Raw genomic sequence first — 17,002 nt, forward strand, 5'->3', positions numbered from 1 at the left:
ATAAGTGATACAAAATCTTTATTCATCTTTTCACCTCCAGGCTCTTTTGAGTTTGGAGGTTATTTTATATTCATCTAGCCTCTTTGTCTACTCCCTCTTACCTACAAAATTTTCATACACCCGAAGGACGAAGGGTAACTTGACAGGATACCTGAAATATGCGAAAATATATCCGATTCGCTTTATTTGAGGTGCGACGTTGCTGGGCTCAACGATAGAGAGGATCCGATCGGCCGAGATACAGGCCGACCAGATGATACAGGCAGCTAGGGAGGAAGCAGATAAGATCATCCGAGAGGCCGAAGCACAATCCCGAAAGATACTGGAAAGCTCGGTTGCGGAAGTCAGGGCCGAAAGGGAAAAGCTCCTACGACAGGCTGAGGAGGAGGCCAAGAGGGAGATAGCCGTTCTCAGAGAGAAAAACGAGGCGCACAAGAGCGATCTTAGGGAGAAAGCCAGTGCTGGCATGGAAGAGGCAGTCTCACTGATCATCAGGAGGATTCGCGGCTGATGGCTGTCTGTCGGATGAGCAAGGTTCAGATCATCGCCCACAATTCCCTAAGGGATGAGATCGTCGGTTATCTTCATGAAAAGGGCGTCATCCACATCATGAACCTCCGCGAGGAGACCGAAGAGGCGGAGGAGATAAAACCTGACCCCGAAAGATCTCAACAGATCAGGGAACTCACTGAAACGCTCTCCAGGATTCAGTTCGCCATAGATTACCTGGGGCAGTTTGAGGAGAAAAAGGGAGGTCTGTTCTCCTTTTCCGGAGGCAAGCTGGTCTTCTCCCCCGCCCAATACGCCGAGATCATCTCTCCCGAGAGTCTGCCGAGGTGGCGGGAGATAGCCGACAGATGTTATGAACTCTCCGGCGAGGTGAACAGGCTGGAGGGCCAGCTTTCCAGGATCAACGCCGATCGTTCCAATCTGCAGATATGGTGGAACCTCGATGTCCCGATAGAGTCCCTGCGCGATACCGAGAAGGTGGCCGTCAGGGTCGGATCGATACCATCAGCGGCATATCAGGAGATGATCTCAGAGCTGGAGGGGGCGACTCCGTATCATCACCTCGAAACTGTCAACCTCACCGGTACGGAGGCTTATTTCGTCCTCACCTTCCTCAAAGAGGAGGAGCCGATCGTAAACCCGATCCTGGCCAAATATGGGTTTACCCCGGCCTCTTTTCCCAGGGATTCAGGAATGGTGTCGGAGATTCTGTCGGAGCTGAATGAGGAAGAGAAACGCATAAGGGAGAGGGAGGAGGAGATCGCCTCTGAGGCGAAAGGGCTTTCGAGACATAGGTCCGAGCTGATGGCTCTCTATGACCATCTCAGCCAAAACCTCCAAAAGCTTCAGGTTCAGGAATCGTTCCTGGAAACGCGGCACGTCTTCATGGTGGAGGGATGGGTTAGGGAGAAGGATCTGGAGGATTTTCGCGAGGATCTGATCGGTAGATTCAAGGAGATCGATATCTACGCCTTTGATCCCGCACCGGATGAGGAGCCGCCCGTCGCCATCGAGAATAACAGGTTGGTGGAGCCGTTCCAGATGGTGACGAACCTGTATGGCATGCCGAGATACAGGGAGATCGATCCGACGCCGCTCTTCGCTCCGTTTTTCGCCTTCTTCTTCGGAATATGTCTGACCGACGCGGGATATGGACTGACGTTGATACTCCTATCCGTCCTGGCGTTAAAGCTCTTTGCCAAGGGCAGAGGCGCCAGACAATTGATGGGGATATTGCTCCTGTCGGGCGTGATGACGGTTGTGGCGGGAATATTGACGGGTGGATTCTTTGGATTTAAGATGCCGGAGCCGTTCTCAAAGCTGATGGTTGTCGATCCGTCAACGCCTGAAGGCCAGAAGAAATTCCTCTACATATCGTGGGGTATCGGTGTGGTTCAGGTGTGGGTTGGCTTCCTGATAAAATTTCTGCTTTCCCTGCGAGATCGAAAGTTTAAAGATGCTTTCAGATCCGATCTGCCCTGGGTAGTTATGATACCGGCGGCGGTGATGTTGCTGCCGGGCAATTTACGCAAGATAGGTCTGACACTATTTGTGATCTGCAGCGTCTGGATTATAGCCCTCTCGGACACTGAGAGCAAGAGCATAGTGGGTAAGATTGGAAACGGCTTTTTCAACTGGTATGGGATATCAGGGGTCTTCGGCGATGTGCTTTCTTATTCGCGTCTCTTCGCCTTGGGGTTAGCCACCGGGATAATCGCACATGTCGTCAACACCATAGCCAAGATGATCTCCGGCGTTCCGGGGCTCGGGCCGGTTCTGATGATCGGCGTTTTGATCGGTGGGCACCTCTTCAACATCGTGATAAACGCCTTGGGCGGCTTTATCCACACTGCAAGGCTTCAGTTTGTGGAGTATTTCACGAAATTCTTCGAGGGCGGAGGAGAGCCCTTCAGGCCTTTTGCCAGAGAGAACAGATATGTCGTCGTGATGGATCTGGAGAATCTCAGATAATCTTAAACTATTACGGAGGTTAAAAGTGCCAACGGCAACCACTTTCGGCGAGGTAATGGGTCAACTGTTCACCTCGGGGATGATGTATGCGATGATAGGAGCGGCGGCCGCCGTTATCCTTTCGGGGATAGGCTCCGCGCTCGGTATCCGTTACACCGCCACGGCCAGCGCGGGCGTGATGAGCGAGGATCCGAGGAACTTCGGGAAATACCTCGTTCTGGTCGCACTGCCCGGCACTCAGGGGATATACGGTTTTGTGGCGGCATTCCTGGTCGTTTCAAAGCTCGGCGCTTTCACATCGGGAATGACCACAGCCCAGGGATTGCAGATAATGTTCGCCTGCTTTCCCATAGCGTTTGCAGGGTTGGTCTCGGCCATTCAACAGGGAAGGGTCTGCACGGCGGGCGTTGATCTGACGGCAAAACAGCCGGATCAATCCGGTAAGGCTCTGGTATTCGGCGTCTTCGTCGAGTTCTATGCCGTGCTGGGCCTGATCATCACGATCTTCCTCCTCAACAGCATCAACCCATGATTTCGACGGGATAGGCTGATTATGGCGCTTGAAGACATTCTGAGGAAAATCGAAGAGGATGCTAGAAGAGAGGCCGATAAAATCCTCTCCGAGGCAAGGGCGAGGGCCGAGGAGATCCTCCATAGCGCCGAACAAGAGGCAGAACGGATCAGGGAAAACCTCCTGGAGGAAGCTCGTCGTGAAGCTCAAACCCATAAGTCGCGGCTCATCTCGATGGCACAACTTGATATGCGCAAGGAGATCCTCCAGGAGAAACAGAATCTGATAGATCAGGTCTTTCAGATAGCCTTAGAGAGGCTGCTCAGGATGGAAGATGAGGAGTATAGAGAGCTGATCCGGGAGATGTTGAAACAAGTTGTCGAGCACGGAGACGAGGAGATCATCCTCTGTGAAAGGGATAAATCCCGAATCAGTCAGGGGTTTATACAGACCTTGAATAAGGAGCTCGAGTCGGAAGGGAAGCCCGGCAAGCTCACCATAGCCGAGGAGACGGGCGATTTCTCCGGCGGTTTCATCCTCCGCCGGGGCAAGATCGAACTCAATAACAGCTTTGACGCCCTGCTCCAGGCGGCTAAAGATGAAATGAGATCCGAACTCAGCCAGATCCTTTTCGGTGAGTGAGGGATGCGTTATCTGCCAGAACTGTTCAGCGAGGATACCAGATACGCTTTCGCCGTCGGAAAGATAAGGGTGCTGGAGACCAGACTCCTTTCAAGGGCGGAGCTGCAGAGGATGATGGAGGCTCCTTCCGCTCAGGAGGCCTTATCGGTGTTGATGGACTCACCATACGAGGAGTTCCTCTCAACCCTCAGTTCACCTCTCCAGTTCGAGGAAGCCCTCAACGCCGAGTTGGAGAGAACCTATCGGATGATAGATAAGCTGTCGCAGAATAAGGGATTGACCGATATATTCAGGGTGAGATGGGACTACCACAACCTCAAAGTACTGCTGAAGGCGTTTTACATGGGGTTGGAGGCAGAGGATGTTGCTCTGGTGCCGCTCGGACTGATCGAGCTCGATCTGATAAAGGCCGCCATGGGCGAAGAGGGTCGGGTAGATCTGCTCCCAGATTATCTAAGGGAGACCCTCTCTGAGGCCCAGACCGAATACGAGGAATCCCATGATCCGCAGATGATAGACGTGACAGTTGAAAGACGGGCGTTCGAGGATATGCTGAAAAGGGCTGAGGAATATCCCAACGGATTCCTGGCCGGATACTTCAGGGCGGCGATAGACCTTTTGAATATTCGAAACCTGGTCAGACTCAAATTCCTGGAAGGCAGCGCCAGATTGCTTGAGAAGGTGTTGGTCGAAGGCGGACTGATACCTAAATCCGGATACTTCCGAATGCTTGATGAGAACATCGCCGAGATACCATCCCTTCTAAAAGGGATGCCCTATTCCGACGTGATCGGGCTAGGAGTGCAGGAACTGGTGGAGACGGGATCGCTCACGACCTTTGAAAAGCTGATGGATGAATACCTCATAGACTACATCAGACCGGCTAAATATGTGGCTTTCGGGATTGAACCGCTGATCGCATACCTGATCGCCAAGGAACACGAGGTGAAGCTGATACGGATAATCATGATCGGCAAGATAAATCAGCTTTCCATGGATCTGATAAGCGAAAGGTTGAGGGAGCCCTATGTCTGAGATAGCGATGATCGGCGACAGGGATTCCATAATGGGATTTAAAGCACTGGGCGTTGCTATCTATCCGGTCGAAACCGTCCAGCAGGCCATGCGGGCAATAAGTGAAGCCGTCCAGCAACAATACAGGATCGTTTTCATAACTGAACAGGTTATGCCCGATCGATCCGAAGTGGAGATGCTGTTGGGTTCCAGGCCTTATCCCGTCATCACACCTATCCCAAGCAACAGGGGTTCCCTCGGCTTGGGAATGAGAAGGTTAAGGGATTTGATCATAAGAGCCGCAGGGGCTGATATCTTAGGGGAAGAGGAATGATAAGATGCGAGAAGGAAGGATAATTAAGGTCTCAGGACCGCTTATAGTCGCCGAAGGTCTGGATCAGGCCAGGATGTTCGATGTGGTCAGGGTCAGTGAGAAGAGGCTCATCGGCGAGATCATCGAAATCAGAGGCGATAGGGCTTGGATTCAGGTCTACGAGGAAACAAGTGGGATCGGCCCCGGTGAACCTGTCTTCCTGACAGGAGAGCCTCTCAGCGTCGAGCTGGGTCCCGGGCTGATAGAATCGATATACGACGGCGTCCAGCGCCCTCTCGACACCATACGTGATATGGTGGGGGATTACATAACCAGAGGGGTGGATGTGCCGGGGCTGAACAGAGAGAGAAAATGGGGTTTTACGCCGACGGTCAAAAGGGGCGATAGGGTCGCTGAGGGAGATGTGATCGGCGAGGTGCAGGAGAGCACACTCGTCGTGCACAGGATCATGATCCCGCCGGGGGTAAGCGGCGTGATCGATCGGATCGAAGAAGGGGAATTTACCGTGGAGGAGACGGTGGCTGTCGTGAAGACCGATTCGGGTGAGCTTGAGGAGATAAGGATGATGCAGAGATGGCCTGTCCGCCAACCTCGTCCGGTCAAGCAGAAGCTCTCCCCTTCCGTACCGCTTGTGACCGGTCAGAGGATCACCGATACCCTCTTCCCTGTCGCAAAAGGCGGCACGGCAGCTATCCCCGGACCGTTCGGCTCGGGTAAAACCGTCTTTCTCCATCAGCTGGCCAAATGGGCCGATGCTCAGATTATCATCTACGTCGGCTGCGGCGAACGGGGCAATGAGATGACGGACGTGCTTATGGAGTTTCCCGAGTTGACCGATCCCAAAAGCGGCGAGCCGCTGATGAGAAGGACGGTTCTCATCGCCAATACCTCTAATATGCCGGTCGCTGCCCGTGAGGCCTCCGTCTACACAGGGGTTACCATCGGTGAATACTTCCGTGACATGGGATATAGCGTCGCTTTGATGGCCGATTCGACCTCCAGATGGGCTGAGGCGATGAGAGAGATATCCGGTCGTCTGGAGGAGATGCCGGGCGAAGAGGGATATCCGGCCTATCTGGGCACTCGTATAGCGGAGTTCTACGAGCGATCGGGAAGGGTTCAATGTCTGGGAGGTGATAATCGCGAGGGTGCACTGAGTATCATCGGGGCCGTCTCACCGCCCGGTGGGGACCTCTCCGATCCGGTCGTCCAGGCGACGTTAAGGGTGGTGAAGGTCTTCTGGAGCTTAGATGCGGAGCTGGCATACCAGCGCCACTTCCCCGCCATCAACTGGCTCAGAAGTTACTCGCTCTATCTGGATAACCTGGAAGGGTATTACAAACAGGAGATCGGCGAGGAGTGGATCGAAATGCGTAATCTGACCATGTGGCTGTTGGAGAGAGAGGCCGAGCTTATGGAGATCGTCAGGCTTGTCGGGTTGGAATCCATATCTCCGGAGAACCGTCTGATCATGGAGGGGGCCAGATCGGTCAGAGAGGATTTCCTACATCAAAATGCCTTCCACGATGTGGATACCTATACCTCTCTCGAGAAACAGTACAAAATGCTCGATCTGGTGCTTACCTATTATCGCAAAGGACAGGAATGTCTCAAAAGGGGTGTCCCTATAGATAAGATCGTCAACCTTGAGATCCGCGAGGAGATCGCCCGCTGTAAATTCCTGCCTGAGGAGCAGATGGAAAGGATAGATGATATAAAGCGCCGCCTGATCGAGCAGATGGACGCCCTGAGCCCATAGGGAGGAGGTGGTAAGCGATGATCAAGGAGTATCACACCGTCACCGAGGTTGCCGGTCCTCTTATGCTTGTGGAGCAGGTCGCAGGAGTTAAATACGATGAGCTTGTGGAGATAGAGCTTCAAACAGGGGAGATACGGCATGGCAGGGTATTGGAGGTCGATGGCGATAGAGCCCTCGTTCAGCTCTTCGAGGGCGCACGTGGCGTGAACATATTTCAAAGCAAGGTGCGCTTCCTGGGAAGAGGGGTGGAGCTGCCCGTCTCTCTGGATATGCTGGGCAGGATCTTCGACGGACAGGGCCGTCCGATAGACGGCGGTCCGGAGATAATCCCCGAAAAGAAGCTGGACATCAACGGCAACCCGATCAATCCTTATGCCAGGGATTACCCCTCGGAGTTTATCCAGACGGGGATCTCCTGTATAGATGGACTGAACACGTTGGTTCGAGGTCAAAAGCTGCCGATATTCTCCGGATCGGGTCTGCCGCACGCCCAGATGGCTGCCCAGATCGCCAGACAAGCAAAGGTCTTAGGCGCGGAGGAGAAATTTGCCGTCGTGTTCGCCGCCATGGGCATCACCTTCGAGGAGGCTGATTTCTTCATCAGCGATTTTCGCAGAACAGGAGCTATAGATCGCGCTGTGCTCTTCATAAACTTAGCCGATGACCCCGCTATCGAGCGGATCGCCACCCCGCGTTTGGCCCTGACCGCCGCTGAATACCTCGCCTTCGAGAAGGACATGCACGTCTTGGTGATCCTGACAGATATGACCAGCTACGCGGAGGCGTTGCGGGAGATATCCGCTGCTAGAAAGGAGGTCCCTGGAAGACGAGGATATCCGGGATATATGTATACGGATCTGTCAACCATCTATGAACGAGCAGGTAGAATCAAAGGGAAAAAGGGTTCCATCACCCAGTTCCCGATCCTCACCATGCCGGAAGACGACATCACCCATCCCATCCCCGATCTGACGGGATATATCACAGAGGGGCAAATCGTTCTGAGTCGTGAGCTTCATAGGAAGCACATCTATCCTCCCGTCGATGTGCCCAGATCCCTCTCGAGGCTCAAGGATAAAGGGATAGGTGAGGGCAAAACCAGGAAGGATCACTCGGATCTGTTCAATCAACTGCTGCAGTGTTACTATCGCGGCCTACAGGCCAGGGAGCTGGAGGCGATCCTGGGCGAAGCAGCCCTCAGCGATATGGACAGGTTATATTACATGTTCGCCGATGAGTTCGAGCAGAGATACATCAATCAGGGTCCTTATGAGGATAGATCCATAGAACAGACGCTGGATCTGGGCTGGGAATTGCTGTCGATGATACCGAGGTCGGAGCTCAAGCGAATTCGTCCGGAGTACCTGGAGGAGTTCCTGCCCAAGTTCCTAAAGAGGAGGGAAACCGAGGAGAAGGTTGAGGAGGCCGTGGCAGCAAGATGATACTGAAGGTCAACGCCACCAGAATGGAGCTTCTTAAGCTCCGCAGACGGCTGGAGATCGCTCAAAGGGGGCATAAGCTTCTCAAGGATAAACAGGATGAGCTGATGAGGCATTTTCTGGATCTGATCGCTCAAAACAGAGATCTTCGCAGACAGGTGGAGGCGAAGCTTCTCAAAGCCCATTCGGCTTTCCTGATGGCGCGGGCGGTTATGGATAGGGCAAGTCTGGAGGCGGCGATAATGTTCCCAAAGCAGAAGCTCTCCATCGATGTCTCGGCCGAACAGGTGATGAACCTCAGGGTGCCGAAGTTTTCCCTCTCTTCTGAGGGAGATGTTTACGCTTACGGATTCCTGAGCACGTCGGGCGAGCTGGATTCGGCATTGCAGTTGTATTCCGAGGTGCTTCCCGAGATGATCAGGCTTGCAGAGATGGAAAGGGCGTTGCAGCTCCTGGCCGAGGAGATCGAAAAGACGCGCAGACGGGTTAACGCCCTGGAGTACGTGCTCATCCCGAATCTGCGGGATACGATAGCTTATATCAGAATGCGGCTTGATGAGATGGAGAGGTCAAACACGACCAGATTGATGAAGATCAAAGAGATGATCGCTCAAGGCAAATGAGGTGGTGAGGTTTTTGTTCGAGAAGGGGGCAAACCTGCTGGCGAGGATCGCCTTCGGTTTGCTCCTGCCGATACTGGGTGGCGCCTTCGGTGGGATATATCTGGATAGACGGTTTGGCACTCATCCGTGGCTGACCTTGCTCGGGGCGATGTTAGGTATATTTGTGGGTTTCGCTGGGTTATATGGGACATTTAGATCGGAGGAGTAAGAGATTTCTCAAGGAGACATATATAGCCTCCTTCATCGTTCTGGTTTTGATATCTCTTCCTTTGCTGGAGCTTTCCAAGAGCGTGTGTGAAAGCTTCGATGTGGGCGGTCTTCTGAGCATAGGTGTCCTGAAAAGCATCGAGGAAACGGTTGATCGATTTTTCTCCAAAGGATGCCGTTATGGAGTGATATGGGCTTTGATGGGTGCAAAGTATATACCCATATCCGCCTTGTTCTATTTTCTGGTTCGTTCGGGTTGGTTGAATCCTATCGCCCTTATCTTCGGCCTTTTGCTGGCACATGTAGTGGTGATAGTGAGGGCGCTGGTGATACGGAATGGGACATGAAAGCAGATCTATCCTGATATACATCGCCTACAAGCTCCTCCCGAAAGGATGGCTTCCCGATCCCAGGGTAGCATCTCCGGAGACGCTGAATCTGATTGATCTCACCCTTAACACTTACCTCTCCCTCATCATCCTGATATCCCTTGTCCTTATATCCTCCTGGAGGATGAAGCTTCGACCGACTGGCAGATTCCAGGTGGCGTTTGAGGCGCTTATCGGGGGGCTGTTCAACTTCTTCAGAGATATCCTCGGCCCGATCGGCGGTAAATACACCCCGTTTGTCGTCAGCTTCTTCGTCTCGATTTTGCTTATGAACCTGATAGGGTTGTTCCCCGGTTTCATCTCTCCGACCAGCAATCTTAACACGACCGTTGCTTTGGCGTTGATAGCCGTGATAGGGGTTCAGATAATAGCGATAAAGGAGATAGGGATTTGGAGGTACATCAAGCATTTTCTGGGGGAGCCGTTGTGGCTTTCGCCGCTGATGTTCCCGCTGCATGTGATAGGTGAACTTGCCAAGGTATTATCCCTTTCGATTCGTCTCTTTGGCAATATCTTCGGGGAGGATACGATAATAGCCGTTCTGGCCGGCATGTCGCCCTATTTTATCCTGGGCAAGGTGGAGATACCGTATATACCATACCAGCTACCTATGATGTTGTTTGGACTTTTAACCGCCTTTCTGCAGGCTCTGGTCTTTTCGGTATTAACCTCCATCTACATCGCCCTGTTTATAGGCGAGGAGGAGCATTAAAATTTATTTGAATGGGAGGAAAAGATGATTTACTTTGCCCTTTTAGCTCTGGCGGTCGGATTGGGATTACCGCTAGCAGCGGCCGGAGCCGCTATAGGTCAGGGCATTGCAACGAAAAGCGCCCTTGAGGGTATATCCAGGCAACCGGAGGCGGCTCCGAGGATACAGCTCACTATGATCATCGGCCTTGCGTTGATCGAGTCGCTAGTCATCTACGTCCTGCTGACCTTCTTTATCCTGCAGGCTAAGTTGCCCAACTCGGATAAGATGCTGGAGGCCGTTAAGGAGATCGCCAAGATGGAAACGACTAAGGGTCCCGCGAAGGTCTCGATCAAAGCATCACCGTTTGCACCCTCAGCTAAGGGAGAGCTTACATCTAAGTTGACGATTTCCGTCTGGAACAAGGATGGAATTCCCCTCAAAGGACAGAAGCTCTCCATAACCGCTGGGGATGGGAAGATTAAGGATCTCATCGATAACGGTGACGGAACGTATACCGCTTTCCTTACGGTTTCCCCGGGTGAGAGAGGTGAGGTAACCGTGAGAGCAACAGCGGAAAACGGGGTCTATGACGATCTAATTCTGCCTGTCACCCCGGTGCGGGTATCATCAGGCTGGTGATTATGAAATGGAAGGGTTATTACATCAGCTTGGGATTAACCTCAAGGGGATAATCATCCAGGGGATCGGATTCCTGATAATGATCCTGATACTGTGGAGGTTCGCCTTCAACAGGGTTATCCACCTGATAGATGAGCGCAGGGAGAGGATAGAATCCCAGTTCAGAGCCGCACAGGAGAGACAGGAGGAGGTCGAAAAGCTGCAGGAGGAGGTCAAGCGGAAGCTCCAGGAGATAGATCGGGAGTCTCAGGCAAGGCTGAGAGAGGTGCTGGAGGAGGCGAATGCCGAGAGGGAAAGGATCCTCGCCAAGGCTAGGGAGGAAGCAGCGGCGGAGTTGGCAAGGATGCAGGATGAGATCGAGAGGGAAAAGAGAAGAGCTGTGGCCGAGCTGAGAGCCACCGTCTCGGAGATGGCGATCGCCATAGCCGAAAAGATCGTTGAGATGGATCTGGACGAGGAAAAACATCGATCCCTCATAGATAGGCTTATAGATCAGCTAACCCCCTCTCTGTTGGGAATCGCAGAGATAGGACCGGGTGAGAACAAATGACCAGAGCCGAAGTAGCCCGTAGATACGCCAGAGCTCTGGTTAAATCCGCCGTGGATTACGTCAGGACGGATGCGGATACGCTGAGAGAGATCATGCGCGGTTCGGAAGAGTTCAAACAGCTTCTCTCTAACCCCTTGATACCTCCAAAGGAGAAAAGCCGGATAATCAGGGAGATGTTTGAGGGCAAGCTTCATGCCGTCACCTTGAACTTTCTCGATACCCTTGTCGAGCGACGGCGGGAGAAGCTCCTGCCTGAGATATTGAACGCCTTTCAGGATGAGCTGGACAGATTCGAAGGAACACTTGTGGTGAAAGCCGTAACGGCCGTGCCGATGACTCAGGAGCAGATGGAGAGGTTGGAGGATAAGATCGCCAGCTTAACAGGTAGAAAGGTAAGACTTGAAACAAGCGTCGATCCATCGATCAAGGGCGGAATACTGATAAAAATAGGGGATAGAACGATAGACGCAACCATAGATACGGCGTTTCAGAAATTGAGGGAAAATCTGATCAAACGTGTAAGGTGAGGCCATGTTCAACGTTAGGATCAGTCCGGATGAGGTATCCGATGTGTTGAAGGAGGAGATCCTTCGATTCGCACGAAGCATTGATGTCTACGATTCAGGCGTCGTCCTTCAAGTCGGCGACGGTATAGCCAGGGTGCATGGGCTTGAAAACGTGATGTCGGGCGAGCTGGTCGAGTTCCCGAATGAGGTCTATGGAGTTGCCCTGAACCTTGAGGAGGATAACGTCGGTTGTGTGCTTTTGGGCGAGGAGAGGCTCGTCAAAGAGGGGGATATCGCCAAGCGCACCGGAAGAGAAGTTGAAGTACCTGTAGGGGATGAGCTTCTGGGCAGAGTTATAAATCCCTTAGGTCAACCCTTGGACGGCAAGGGTGGGATAAAGGCTCAAAAGACCCTTCCCGTTGAGCGTAAGGCCCCGGGGGTCGTCCAGCGACAGCCGGTCAACGAGCCGTTATACACGGGAATTAAGGCCATAGATTCCATGATCCCAATAGGCAAAGGGCAGAGGGAGTTGATAATCGGAGACAGACAGACGGGTAAAACGGCCATAGCGGTCGATACGATCATCAATCAGCGGGGCAAGGACGTCTACTGCATCTACGTCGCCATAGGTCAGAAGGGCTCCACGGTGGCGCGGATAGTTGAAACATTGCAGAAATACGGCGCTATGGATTACACCGTGGTTGTCTCGGCGACCGCCAGCGATCCCTCGCCTCTTCAGTATTTGGCTCCCTTTGCCGGCGCGGCCATCGCCGAATATTATCGGGACACGGGCAGACATGCCCTGGTGGTCTACGATGATCTGACGAAGCATGCATGGGCATATAGGCAGATGTCGCTGCTTCTGAGGAGACCTCCCGGACGTGAAGCCTATCCGGGCGATATATTTTATCTGCACTCCAGGCTTCTGGAGCGAGCCGCTAAGTTGAGCGATGAGCTCGGAGGCGGATCGCTGACGGCCTTCCCGATCGTCGAGACACACGAGGGCGATATCTCCACATATATCCCGACAAACGTCATTTCCATCACGGACGGTCAAATCTATCTCGAACCGGGACTGTTCTATTCTGGCATCAGGCCAGCGATAAACGTCGGTATATCGGTCTCACGTGTCGGCGGAGCGGCGCAGATAAGGGCGATGAGACAGGTCACAAGAAGCCTGAGGTTGGATCTGGCCCGATACCGCGAGGTGGCAGCTTTCGCGCAGTTCGGCACTGAGTTGGACAAGGCCACCCAGATGCAGCTTATCAGAGGCGAAAGGCTTCAGGAGATCCTAAAGCAGGAGCAATACACCCCGATACCCGTCGAAAGGCAGGTGGTATCGCTCTTTGCCGGGACAGAAGGATATCTCGACGATATACCGGTCGAGGCGGTCAGGAGATTTGAAAAGGAACTGCTTCAGTTTATCGAGGAGAAAAATCCGAGGATATTCACCGAAATAGCTTCCAAGGGTGAGCTCGACGAGGAAGTGGAATCGGAGCTGAGGACGGCGATAGAGGAGTTCAAGAAGGGGTTTAAGGCGCAGTGATTCTCCGGGGAAATTAACATGGCCACTCTACGGGCGATAAGGCGTAGGATAAACAGCATATCGAATATCCGTCAGGTGACCGATGCCATGAGAATGGTGGCGGCAGCTAAGCTCCGTCGGGCTCAGGAAAACATCGAGGCGGCTAAGCCCTACGCTGACAGACTTGCTATACTCGCCCATCATCTCGCTTCTCGGGTGGGCGGCGAGCTCCATCCCCTTATGACCGTCCGCCCGGTACAGATGGTTTGCCTCATACCTGTTACCTCTGACAGGGGCTTATGTGGTAGCTTCAACTTCAATGTCATCCGAAAGGCGATCTCCATGATCGACGAGTACGAGAAACAGGGGATAGGGGTCGGTTTGATCTGCGTCGGCAAACGAGGAGCAGACTACTTCAGAAATCGAGGTTATGGCGTCATAGATGAATACATCAGCATCTTCCGCCGGCTCAATGTGGATTATGCCGTGGACGTGGCGAGGCAGATCTATGCCCTTTATATGTGGGGCCACATTGATAAAGTCGAGATAATCTATAACGATTTCAAATCGGCGATCCTCCAAGAAACCCTCGTCGAGCAGATCCTGCCCGTCATTCCCGAAGAACCCAAAACCAAGTTTCGGTTCTCCGATTACGAATATGAGCCTGATCAGAGGGAGATACTCAATGAGATCCTGCCGAAATACCTGATGACCTTGATCTGGAAAGCGATGCTCGACTCAAACGCGGCAGAACAAGCGGCCAGGATGACGGCAATGGAGAATGCCACCGATAACGCCGACGAACTGATAAAAAAGCTGACCCTGCAGCGCAATCGAATCAGACAGGCTAACATAACCAGGGAGATAACGGAGATCGTCGGCACGGCGGAAGCTCTGGAGGAGTGAAAGTGAGGAGGTAGGAGAAATGGAAAAGGAATACGCCAATAAAGGGAAGGTGGTACAGATAATCGGCGCGGTCGTTGATATTGAGTTTGCGGAGGGAGAACTTCCATCCATATATAACGCCATTGAGATCCCGCGTGCCGATGGAAGCCGGTTGGTGCTTGAGGTGCAACAGCATCTGGGGGAGGATAGGGTCAGATGTATAGCGATGGACTCGACCGATGGATTAAGGCGGGGAATGGTGGCATATGATACCGGAGGGCCCATCGCCGTCCCCGTAGGCCCTCAGGTGCTGGGAAGGCTTATGAACGTCGTAGGCGATCCGATAGATAACGCCGGGCCGATCCAAGCCGAAAAGAGATATCCCATCCACCGGCCCGCTCCGGAATATCAGGAGCTTGAAACAAGGACCGAGATATTCGAGACAGGGATAAAGGTGATAGATCTGATCCAGCCCTTCCCGAAGGGCGGGAAGATCGGGATGTTCGGCGGGGCGGGCGTGGGCAAGACTGTCCTCATCACCGAGCTGATCCATAACATCGCCATTCAACACGGTGGATATTCCGTCTTCGCGGGCGTTGGCGAGAGGAGCAGAGAGGGGAACGAGCTATGGCTGACGATGAAGGAGTCGGGAGTCCTGGATAAAACGGCGCTGGTCTTCGGCCAGATGAACGAGCCGCCTGGGGTGAGATTGCGCGTGGCGCTCACCGCCTTGGCTGTGGCGGAGTACTTCCGCGATGAAGAGGGCAGGGATATACTACTGTTTATAGACAACATATTCCGATTCGTCCAGGCCGGCTCTGAGGTCTCAGCGCTTCTGGGACGGATGCCCTCGGCAGTCGGCTATCAACCCACCTTGGCCACGGAGATGGGAGAGCTCGAGGAGAGGATCGCCTCCACCAAACGCGGTTCCATCACCTCCGTCCAGGCGGTCTATGTTCCCGCGGACGATTACACCGATCCGGCCCCTGTCGCCACCTTCGCACACCTGGACGCCGTCACCAGACTGGAGAGGGAGATCGCCGAACAGGGAAGGTACCCGGCTGTCGATCCACTCGCTTCTACCTCAAGAATACTCGAGCCGGGGATCGTCGGCGAGGAACATTATCAGGTAGCCCGCGAGGTTCAAAGATTGCTTCAAAGATATGAGGAGTTAAAAGACATAATCGCCATCTTAGGTATGGATGAGCTATCGGATGAGGATAAGATCACCGTCTCGCGGGCGAGAAAGATACAGATGTTCCTCACCCAGCCCTTCTTCACCGCCGAGCAGTTCACCAATGTGCAGGGGAAATACGTCAAGCTTCAGGATACGATCAAGGGGTTCAGAATGATAATCGACGGCGAATGTGACTCACTTCCTGAACAGGCCCTCTACATGGTCGGCACCATAGAGGAGGCGTTCGAAAAGGCCGGAAGGGGATAGGATGTTCGAGAGGAGATTTCCACTTGAGATCGTCACTCCGACCAGGATTATCTTCAGGGGTGAGGTATGCAGTTTGGTGGTCCCTGGCATCGTCGCTCCCATAGGGATCTTAGCCAATCACGCTCCTTTCCTGACGATATTGGATGTCGGTGAGGTCATGGTGAGGGTGGAACCCGATCAGGTTAGATTCATGGCTGTCAGCGGCGGATTTCTGGAGGTTCTGCCCGATGAGGTGGCTATATTGGCCGATGCCGCCGAGTGGGCGGAGGAGATCGACGTGGAGAGGGCAGAACGGGCCAGACGTCGGGCTCTGGAAAGGCTAAAGGAAGGTGGGCCTGAGGTGGATATGGAACGGGCGCTTCAGGCGCTTAAGCGGGCGCAGAACAGGCTTAGGGTCGCGGCAAGACTGGTCACATCGGAGGAGGGAGAAAGAGAATGAACTTATCTGAGGCGCTTAAGGCGGGCGCGATAAAGGTAAACCTTCGAAGCGCCGATAAATTCGGAGTGATAAACGAACTCATCGATCTGGCCGATGAGGTCGGGGTACTATCGAATAAGGAGGATTTCAAGAACGCCATAATGGCCAGGGAGCGCCGGCAATCGACCGGCCTGGAGGACGGCGTAGCCGTCCCACATGCCCTTTCGGACTCCGTCAAAGAGGTTTTCGCCTGCCTTGGTATATCCAGAGGTGGAATCGAGTTCCAATCGCTGGACGGCAAACCCGCCAGGCTTATCTTCCTCATAGGCGCTCCGTCTGGAATGAACACCCATTATCTGAGCGTGCTGAGCAAGGTGGCACGAATATTCATCAAACAGGATATACGCAATAAAGTGCTCAGCGCCTCCTCTCCCGAGGAGGTTATGGGGATAATCGAGGAGGAGGAACAGGAGATATCCGGCGCCCTTAGATTCTGAAGGACGCTTATAATTTCATCAATGCCATCGGCGGATCTCGATAGTGTATCGAAATGCTTTAGACGCTCATCCTAGATGTCGCTTTAGGAAAGAAGCAGCCCTTTCCCATAGCAGTAGATGTCCTTCAGGATGAAGTATGTAATCGAAATTGGACTCACATCCCAATAGCCGATAGGCCCTTCGGACGGTCGCTTCTATCTCATCTCGATCCTCAGGGGTGATCAGAGGGTCCTACTCACCGGCTTGCAGTTGCATCGGGCGCGGAGCTATCAAACTGAAAAGCTCCGGCACATTCCCGTATCGTAGGATACCCGGCAGACCTGGCTGACTGACAAATCTCAGTCCTCAGTCCGAGAAAACCCCTGAAAATTCTGGGCTTGTCGAAGTTTCAAAAACTCGAACAATTGAGAGCGCCAGGAAGTCTTATCACATAAGGGTTTCCGAC

General features: G+C 53.3%; 20 protein-coding genes. All 20 read left to right on the top strand.

Features of this window, described 5'->3' with window-relative positions:
- Nucleotides 1-199: 199 nt before the first annotated feature.
- The 20 genes from J7M22_13585 to J7M22_13680 are packed head-to-tail and all read left to right on the top strand — an operon-like array spanning nucleotide 200 to nucleotide 16,557.
- On the top strand, nucleotides 200-511 hold the full coding sequence (locus J7M22_13585; GenBank protein MCD6507636.1) for a hypothetical protein: 312 nt from the start codon (nucleotides 200-202) through the stop codon (nucleotides 509-511).
- Nucleotides 511-2,481, top strand: coding sequence for a V-type ATP synthase subunit I (locus tag J7M22_13590; GenBank protein MCD6507637.1), 1,971 nt, complete (start codon nucleotides 511-513; stop codon nucleotides 2,479-2,481). The genes J7M22_13585 and J7M22_13590 overlap by 1 nt, the downstream gene beginning before the upstream one ends.
- A gap of 55 nt (nucleotides 2,482-2,536) precedes the next feature.
- The gene (locus J7M22_13595; protein ID MCD6507638.1) at nucleotides 2,537-3,013 is read left to right on the top strand and encodes a V-type ATP synthase subunit K; all 477 of its coding nucleotides are present in this window, start codon (nucleotides 2,537-2,539) and stop codon (nucleotides 3,011-3,013) included.
- Between the two features lie 21 nt (nucleotides 3,014-3,034).
- Nucleotides 3,035-3,634, top strand: coding sequence for a V-type ATP synthase subunit E (locus J7M22_13600; protein ID MCD6507639.1), 600 nt, complete (start codon nucleotides 3,035-3,037; stop codon nucleotides 3,632-3,634).
- A 3-nt stretch (nucleotides 3,635-3,637) separates the two neighbouring features.
- Nucleotides 3,638-4,669 carry a V-type ATP synthase subunit C gene (locus tag J7M22_13605; protein MCD6507640.1) on the top strand — a complete coding sequence of 344 codons (1,032 nt, stop codon included), beginning with the start codon at nucleotides 3,638-3,640 and terminating at the stop codon, nucleotides 4,667-4,669.
- Nucleotides 4,662-4,982 (top strand): V-type ATP synthase subunit F, encoded by a 321-nt coding sequence (locus tag J7M22_13610; GenBank protein ID MCD6507641.1) that lies wholly within the window; start codon nucleotides 4,662-4,664, stop codon nucleotides 4,980-4,982. The genes J7M22_13605 and J7M22_13610 overlap by 8 nt, the downstream gene beginning before the upstream one ends.
- Before the next feature lie 4 nt (nucleotides 4,983-4,986).
- Complete coding sequence (locus J7M22_13615) at nucleotides 4,987-6,741, top strand: V-type ATP synthase subunit A (protein ID MCD6507642.1); 1,755 nt, start codon at nucleotides 4,987-4,989, stop codon at nucleotides 6,739-6,741.
- Between the two features lie 17 nt (nucleotides 6,742-6,758).
- Nucleotides 6,759-8,183 (top strand): V-type ATP synthase subunit B, encoded by a 1,425-nt coding sequence (locus J7M22_13620; GenBank protein ID MCD6507643.1) that lies wholly within the window; start codon nucleotides 6,759-6,761, stop codon nucleotides 8,181-8,183.
- A complete protein-coding gene (locus J7M22_13625) occupies nucleotides 8,180-8,803 on the top strand; it encodes a V-type ATP synthase subunit D (GenBank protein ID MCD6507644.1) in 624 nt (207 codons plus the stop codon). The genes J7M22_13620 and J7M22_13625 overlap by 4 nt, the downstream gene beginning before the upstream one ends.
- A 4-nt stretch (nucleotides 8,804-8,807) precedes the next feature.
- Nucleotides 8,808-9,011, top strand: coding sequence for an AtpZ/AtpI family protein (locus J7M22_13630; GenBank protein MCD6507645.1), 204 nt, complete (start codon nucleotides 8,808-8,810; stop codon nucleotides 9,009-9,011).
- A complete protein-coding gene (locus J7M22_13635; GenBank protein ID MCD6507646.1) occupies nucleotides 8,986-9,357 on the top strand; it encodes a hypothetical protein in 372 nt (123 codons plus the stop codon). Before J7M22_13630 ends, J7M22_13635 begins: the two co-directional genes overlap by 26 nt.
- Nucleotides 9,347-10,111, top strand: a complete 765-nt coding sequence (gene atpB / locus J7M22_13640; GenBank protein ID MCD6507647.1) for a F0F1 ATP synthase subunit A — start codon at nucleotides 9,347-9,349, stop codon at nucleotides 10,109-10,111. The genes J7M22_13635 and atpB overlap by 11 nt, the downstream gene beginning before the upstream one ends.
- Before the next feature lie 24 nt (nucleotides 10,112-10,135).
- Nucleotides 10,136-10,732: an ATP synthase F0 subunit C gene (gene atpE, locus J7M22_13645; protein ID MCD6507648.1), complete on the top strand. Its 597-nt coding sequence runs from the start codon at nucleotides 10,136-10,138 to the stop codon at nucleotides 10,730-10,732.
- A gap of 7 nt (nucleotides 10,733-10,739) precedes the next feature.
- A complete protein-coding gene (atpF, locus tag J7M22_13650) occupies nucleotides 10,740-11,282 on the top strand; it encodes a F0F1 ATP synthase subunit B (protein MCD6507649.1) in 543 nt (180 codons plus the stop codon).
- Complete coding sequence (gene atpH, locus J7M22_13655; GenBank protein MCD6507650.1) at nucleotides 11,279-11,809, top strand: ATP synthase F1 subunit delta; 531 nt, start codon at nucleotides 11,279-11,281, stop codon at nucleotides 11,807-11,809. Before atpF ends, atpH begins: the two co-directional genes overlap by 4 nt.
- Nucleotides 11,810-11,813: 4 nt before the next feature.
- Nucleotides 11,814-13,334, top strand: a complete 1,521-nt coding sequence (locus tag J7M22_13660) for a F0F1 ATP synthase subunit alpha (GenBank protein ID MCD6507651.1) — start codon at nucleotides 11,814-11,816, stop codon at nucleotides 13,332-13,334.
- Nucleotides 13,335-13,352: 18 nt separating this feature from the next.
- The gene (gene atpG / locus J7M22_13665) at nucleotides 13,353-14,219 is read left to right on the top strand and encodes an ATP synthase F1 subunit gamma (protein MCD6507652.1); all 867 of its coding nucleotides are present in this window, start codon (nucleotides 13,353-13,355) and stop codon (nucleotides 14,217-14,219) included.
- Nucleotides 14,220-14,238: 19 nt separating this feature from the next.
- On the top strand, nucleotides 14,239-15,642 hold the full coding sequence (gene atpD / locus J7M22_13670) for a F0F1 ATP synthase subunit beta (GenBank protein ID MCD6507653.1): 1,404 nt from the start codon (nucleotides 14,239-14,241) through the stop codon (nucleotides 15,640-15,642).
- 1 nt (nucleotide 15,643) lies between these two features.
- Nucleotides 15,644-16,081 (top strand): F0F1 ATP synthase subunit epsilon, encoded by a 438-nt coding sequence (locus tag J7M22_13675; GenBank protein ID MCD6507654.1) that lies wholly within the window; start codon nucleotides 15,644-15,646, stop codon nucleotides 16,079-16,081.
- The gene (locus J7M22_13680; GenBank protein MCD6507655.1) at nucleotides 16,078-16,557 is read left to right on the top strand and encodes a PTS sugar transporter subunit IIA; all 480 of its coding nucleotides are present in this window, start codon (nucleotides 16,078-16,080) and stop codon (nucleotides 16,555-16,557) included. Before J7M22_13675 ends, J7M22_13680 begins: the two co-directional genes overlap by 4 nt.
- Nucleotides 16,558-17,002: the final 445 nt, after the last annotated feature.

The sequence above is a fragment of the Candidatus Poribacteria bacterium genome (assembly GCA_021162805.1).
Lineage (GTDB): Bacteria > Poribacteria > WGA-4E > B28-G17 > B28-G17 > JAGGXZ01.

Bases quoted from the DNA above. Each gene is read 5' to 3' on its own strand.
- J7M22_13590 (MCD6507637.1), top strand. From the start codon at position 511: ATGGCTGTCTGTCGGATGAGCAAGGTTCAGATCATCGCCCACAATTCC.
- J7M22_13595 (MCD6507638.1), top strand. From the start codon at position 2,537: ATGGGTCAACTGTTCACCTCGGGGATGATGTATGCGATGATAGGAGCG.
- J7M22_13600 (MCD6507639.1), top strand. From the start codon at position 3,035: ATGGCGCTTGAAGACATTCTGAGGAAAATCGAAGAGGATGCTAGAAGA.
- J7M22_13605 (MCD6507640.1), top strand. From the start codon at position 3,638: ATGCGTTATCTGCCAGAACTGTTCAGCGAGGATACCAGATACGCTTTC.
- J7M22_13610 (MCD6507641.1), top strand. From the start codon at position 4,662: ATGTCTGAGATAGCGATGATCGGCGACAGGGATTCCATAATGGGATTT.
- J7M22_13615 (MCD6507642.1), top strand. From the start codon at position 4,987: ATGCGAGAAGGAAGGATAATTAAGGTCTCAGGACCGCTTATAGTCGCC.
- J7M22_13620 (MCD6507643.1), top strand. From the start codon at position 6,759: ATGATCAAGGAGTATCACACCGTCACCGAGGTTGCCGGTCCTCTTATG.
- J7M22_13625 (MCD6507644.1), top strand. From the start codon at position 8,180: ATGATACTGAAGGTCAACGCCACCAGAATGGAGCTTCTTAAGCTCCGC.
- J7M22_13635 (MCD6507646.1), top strand. From the start codon at position 8,986: ATGGGACATTTAGATCGGAGGAGTAAGAGATTTCTCAAGGAGACATAT.
- atpB (MCD6507647.1), top strand. From the start codon at position 9,347: ATGGGACATGAAAGCAGATCTATCCTGATATACATCGCCTACAAGCTC.
- atpE (MCD6507648.1), top strand. From the start codon at position 10,136: ATGATTTACTTTGCCCTTTTAGCTCTGGCGGTCGGATTGGGATTACCG.
- atpF (MCD6507649.1), top strand. From the start codon at position 10,740: ATGGAAGGGTTATTACATCAGCTTGGGATTAACCTCAAGGGGATAATC.
- atpH (MCD6507650.1), top strand. From the start codon at position 11,279: ATGACCAGAGCCGAAGTAGCCCGTAGATACGCCAGAGCTCTGGTTAAA.
- J7M22_13660 (MCD6507651.1), top strand. From the start codon at position 11,814: ATGTTCAACGTTAGGATCAGTCCGGATGAGGTATCCGATGTGTTGAAG.
- atpG (MCD6507652.1), top strand. From the start codon at position 13,353: ATGGCCACTCTACGGGCGATAAGGCGTAGGATAAACAGCATATCGAAT.
- atpD (MCD6507653.1), top strand. From the start codon at position 14,239: ATGGAAAAGGAATACGCCAATAAAGGGAAGGTGGTACAGATAATCGGC.
- J7M22_13675 (MCD6507654.1), top strand. From the start codon at position 15,644: ATGTTCGAGAGGAGATTTCCACTTGAGATCGTCACTCCGACCAGGATT.
- J7M22_13680 (MCD6507655.1), top strand. From the start codon at position 16,078: ATGAACTTATCTGAGGCGCTTAAGGCGGGCGCGATAAAGGTAAACCTT.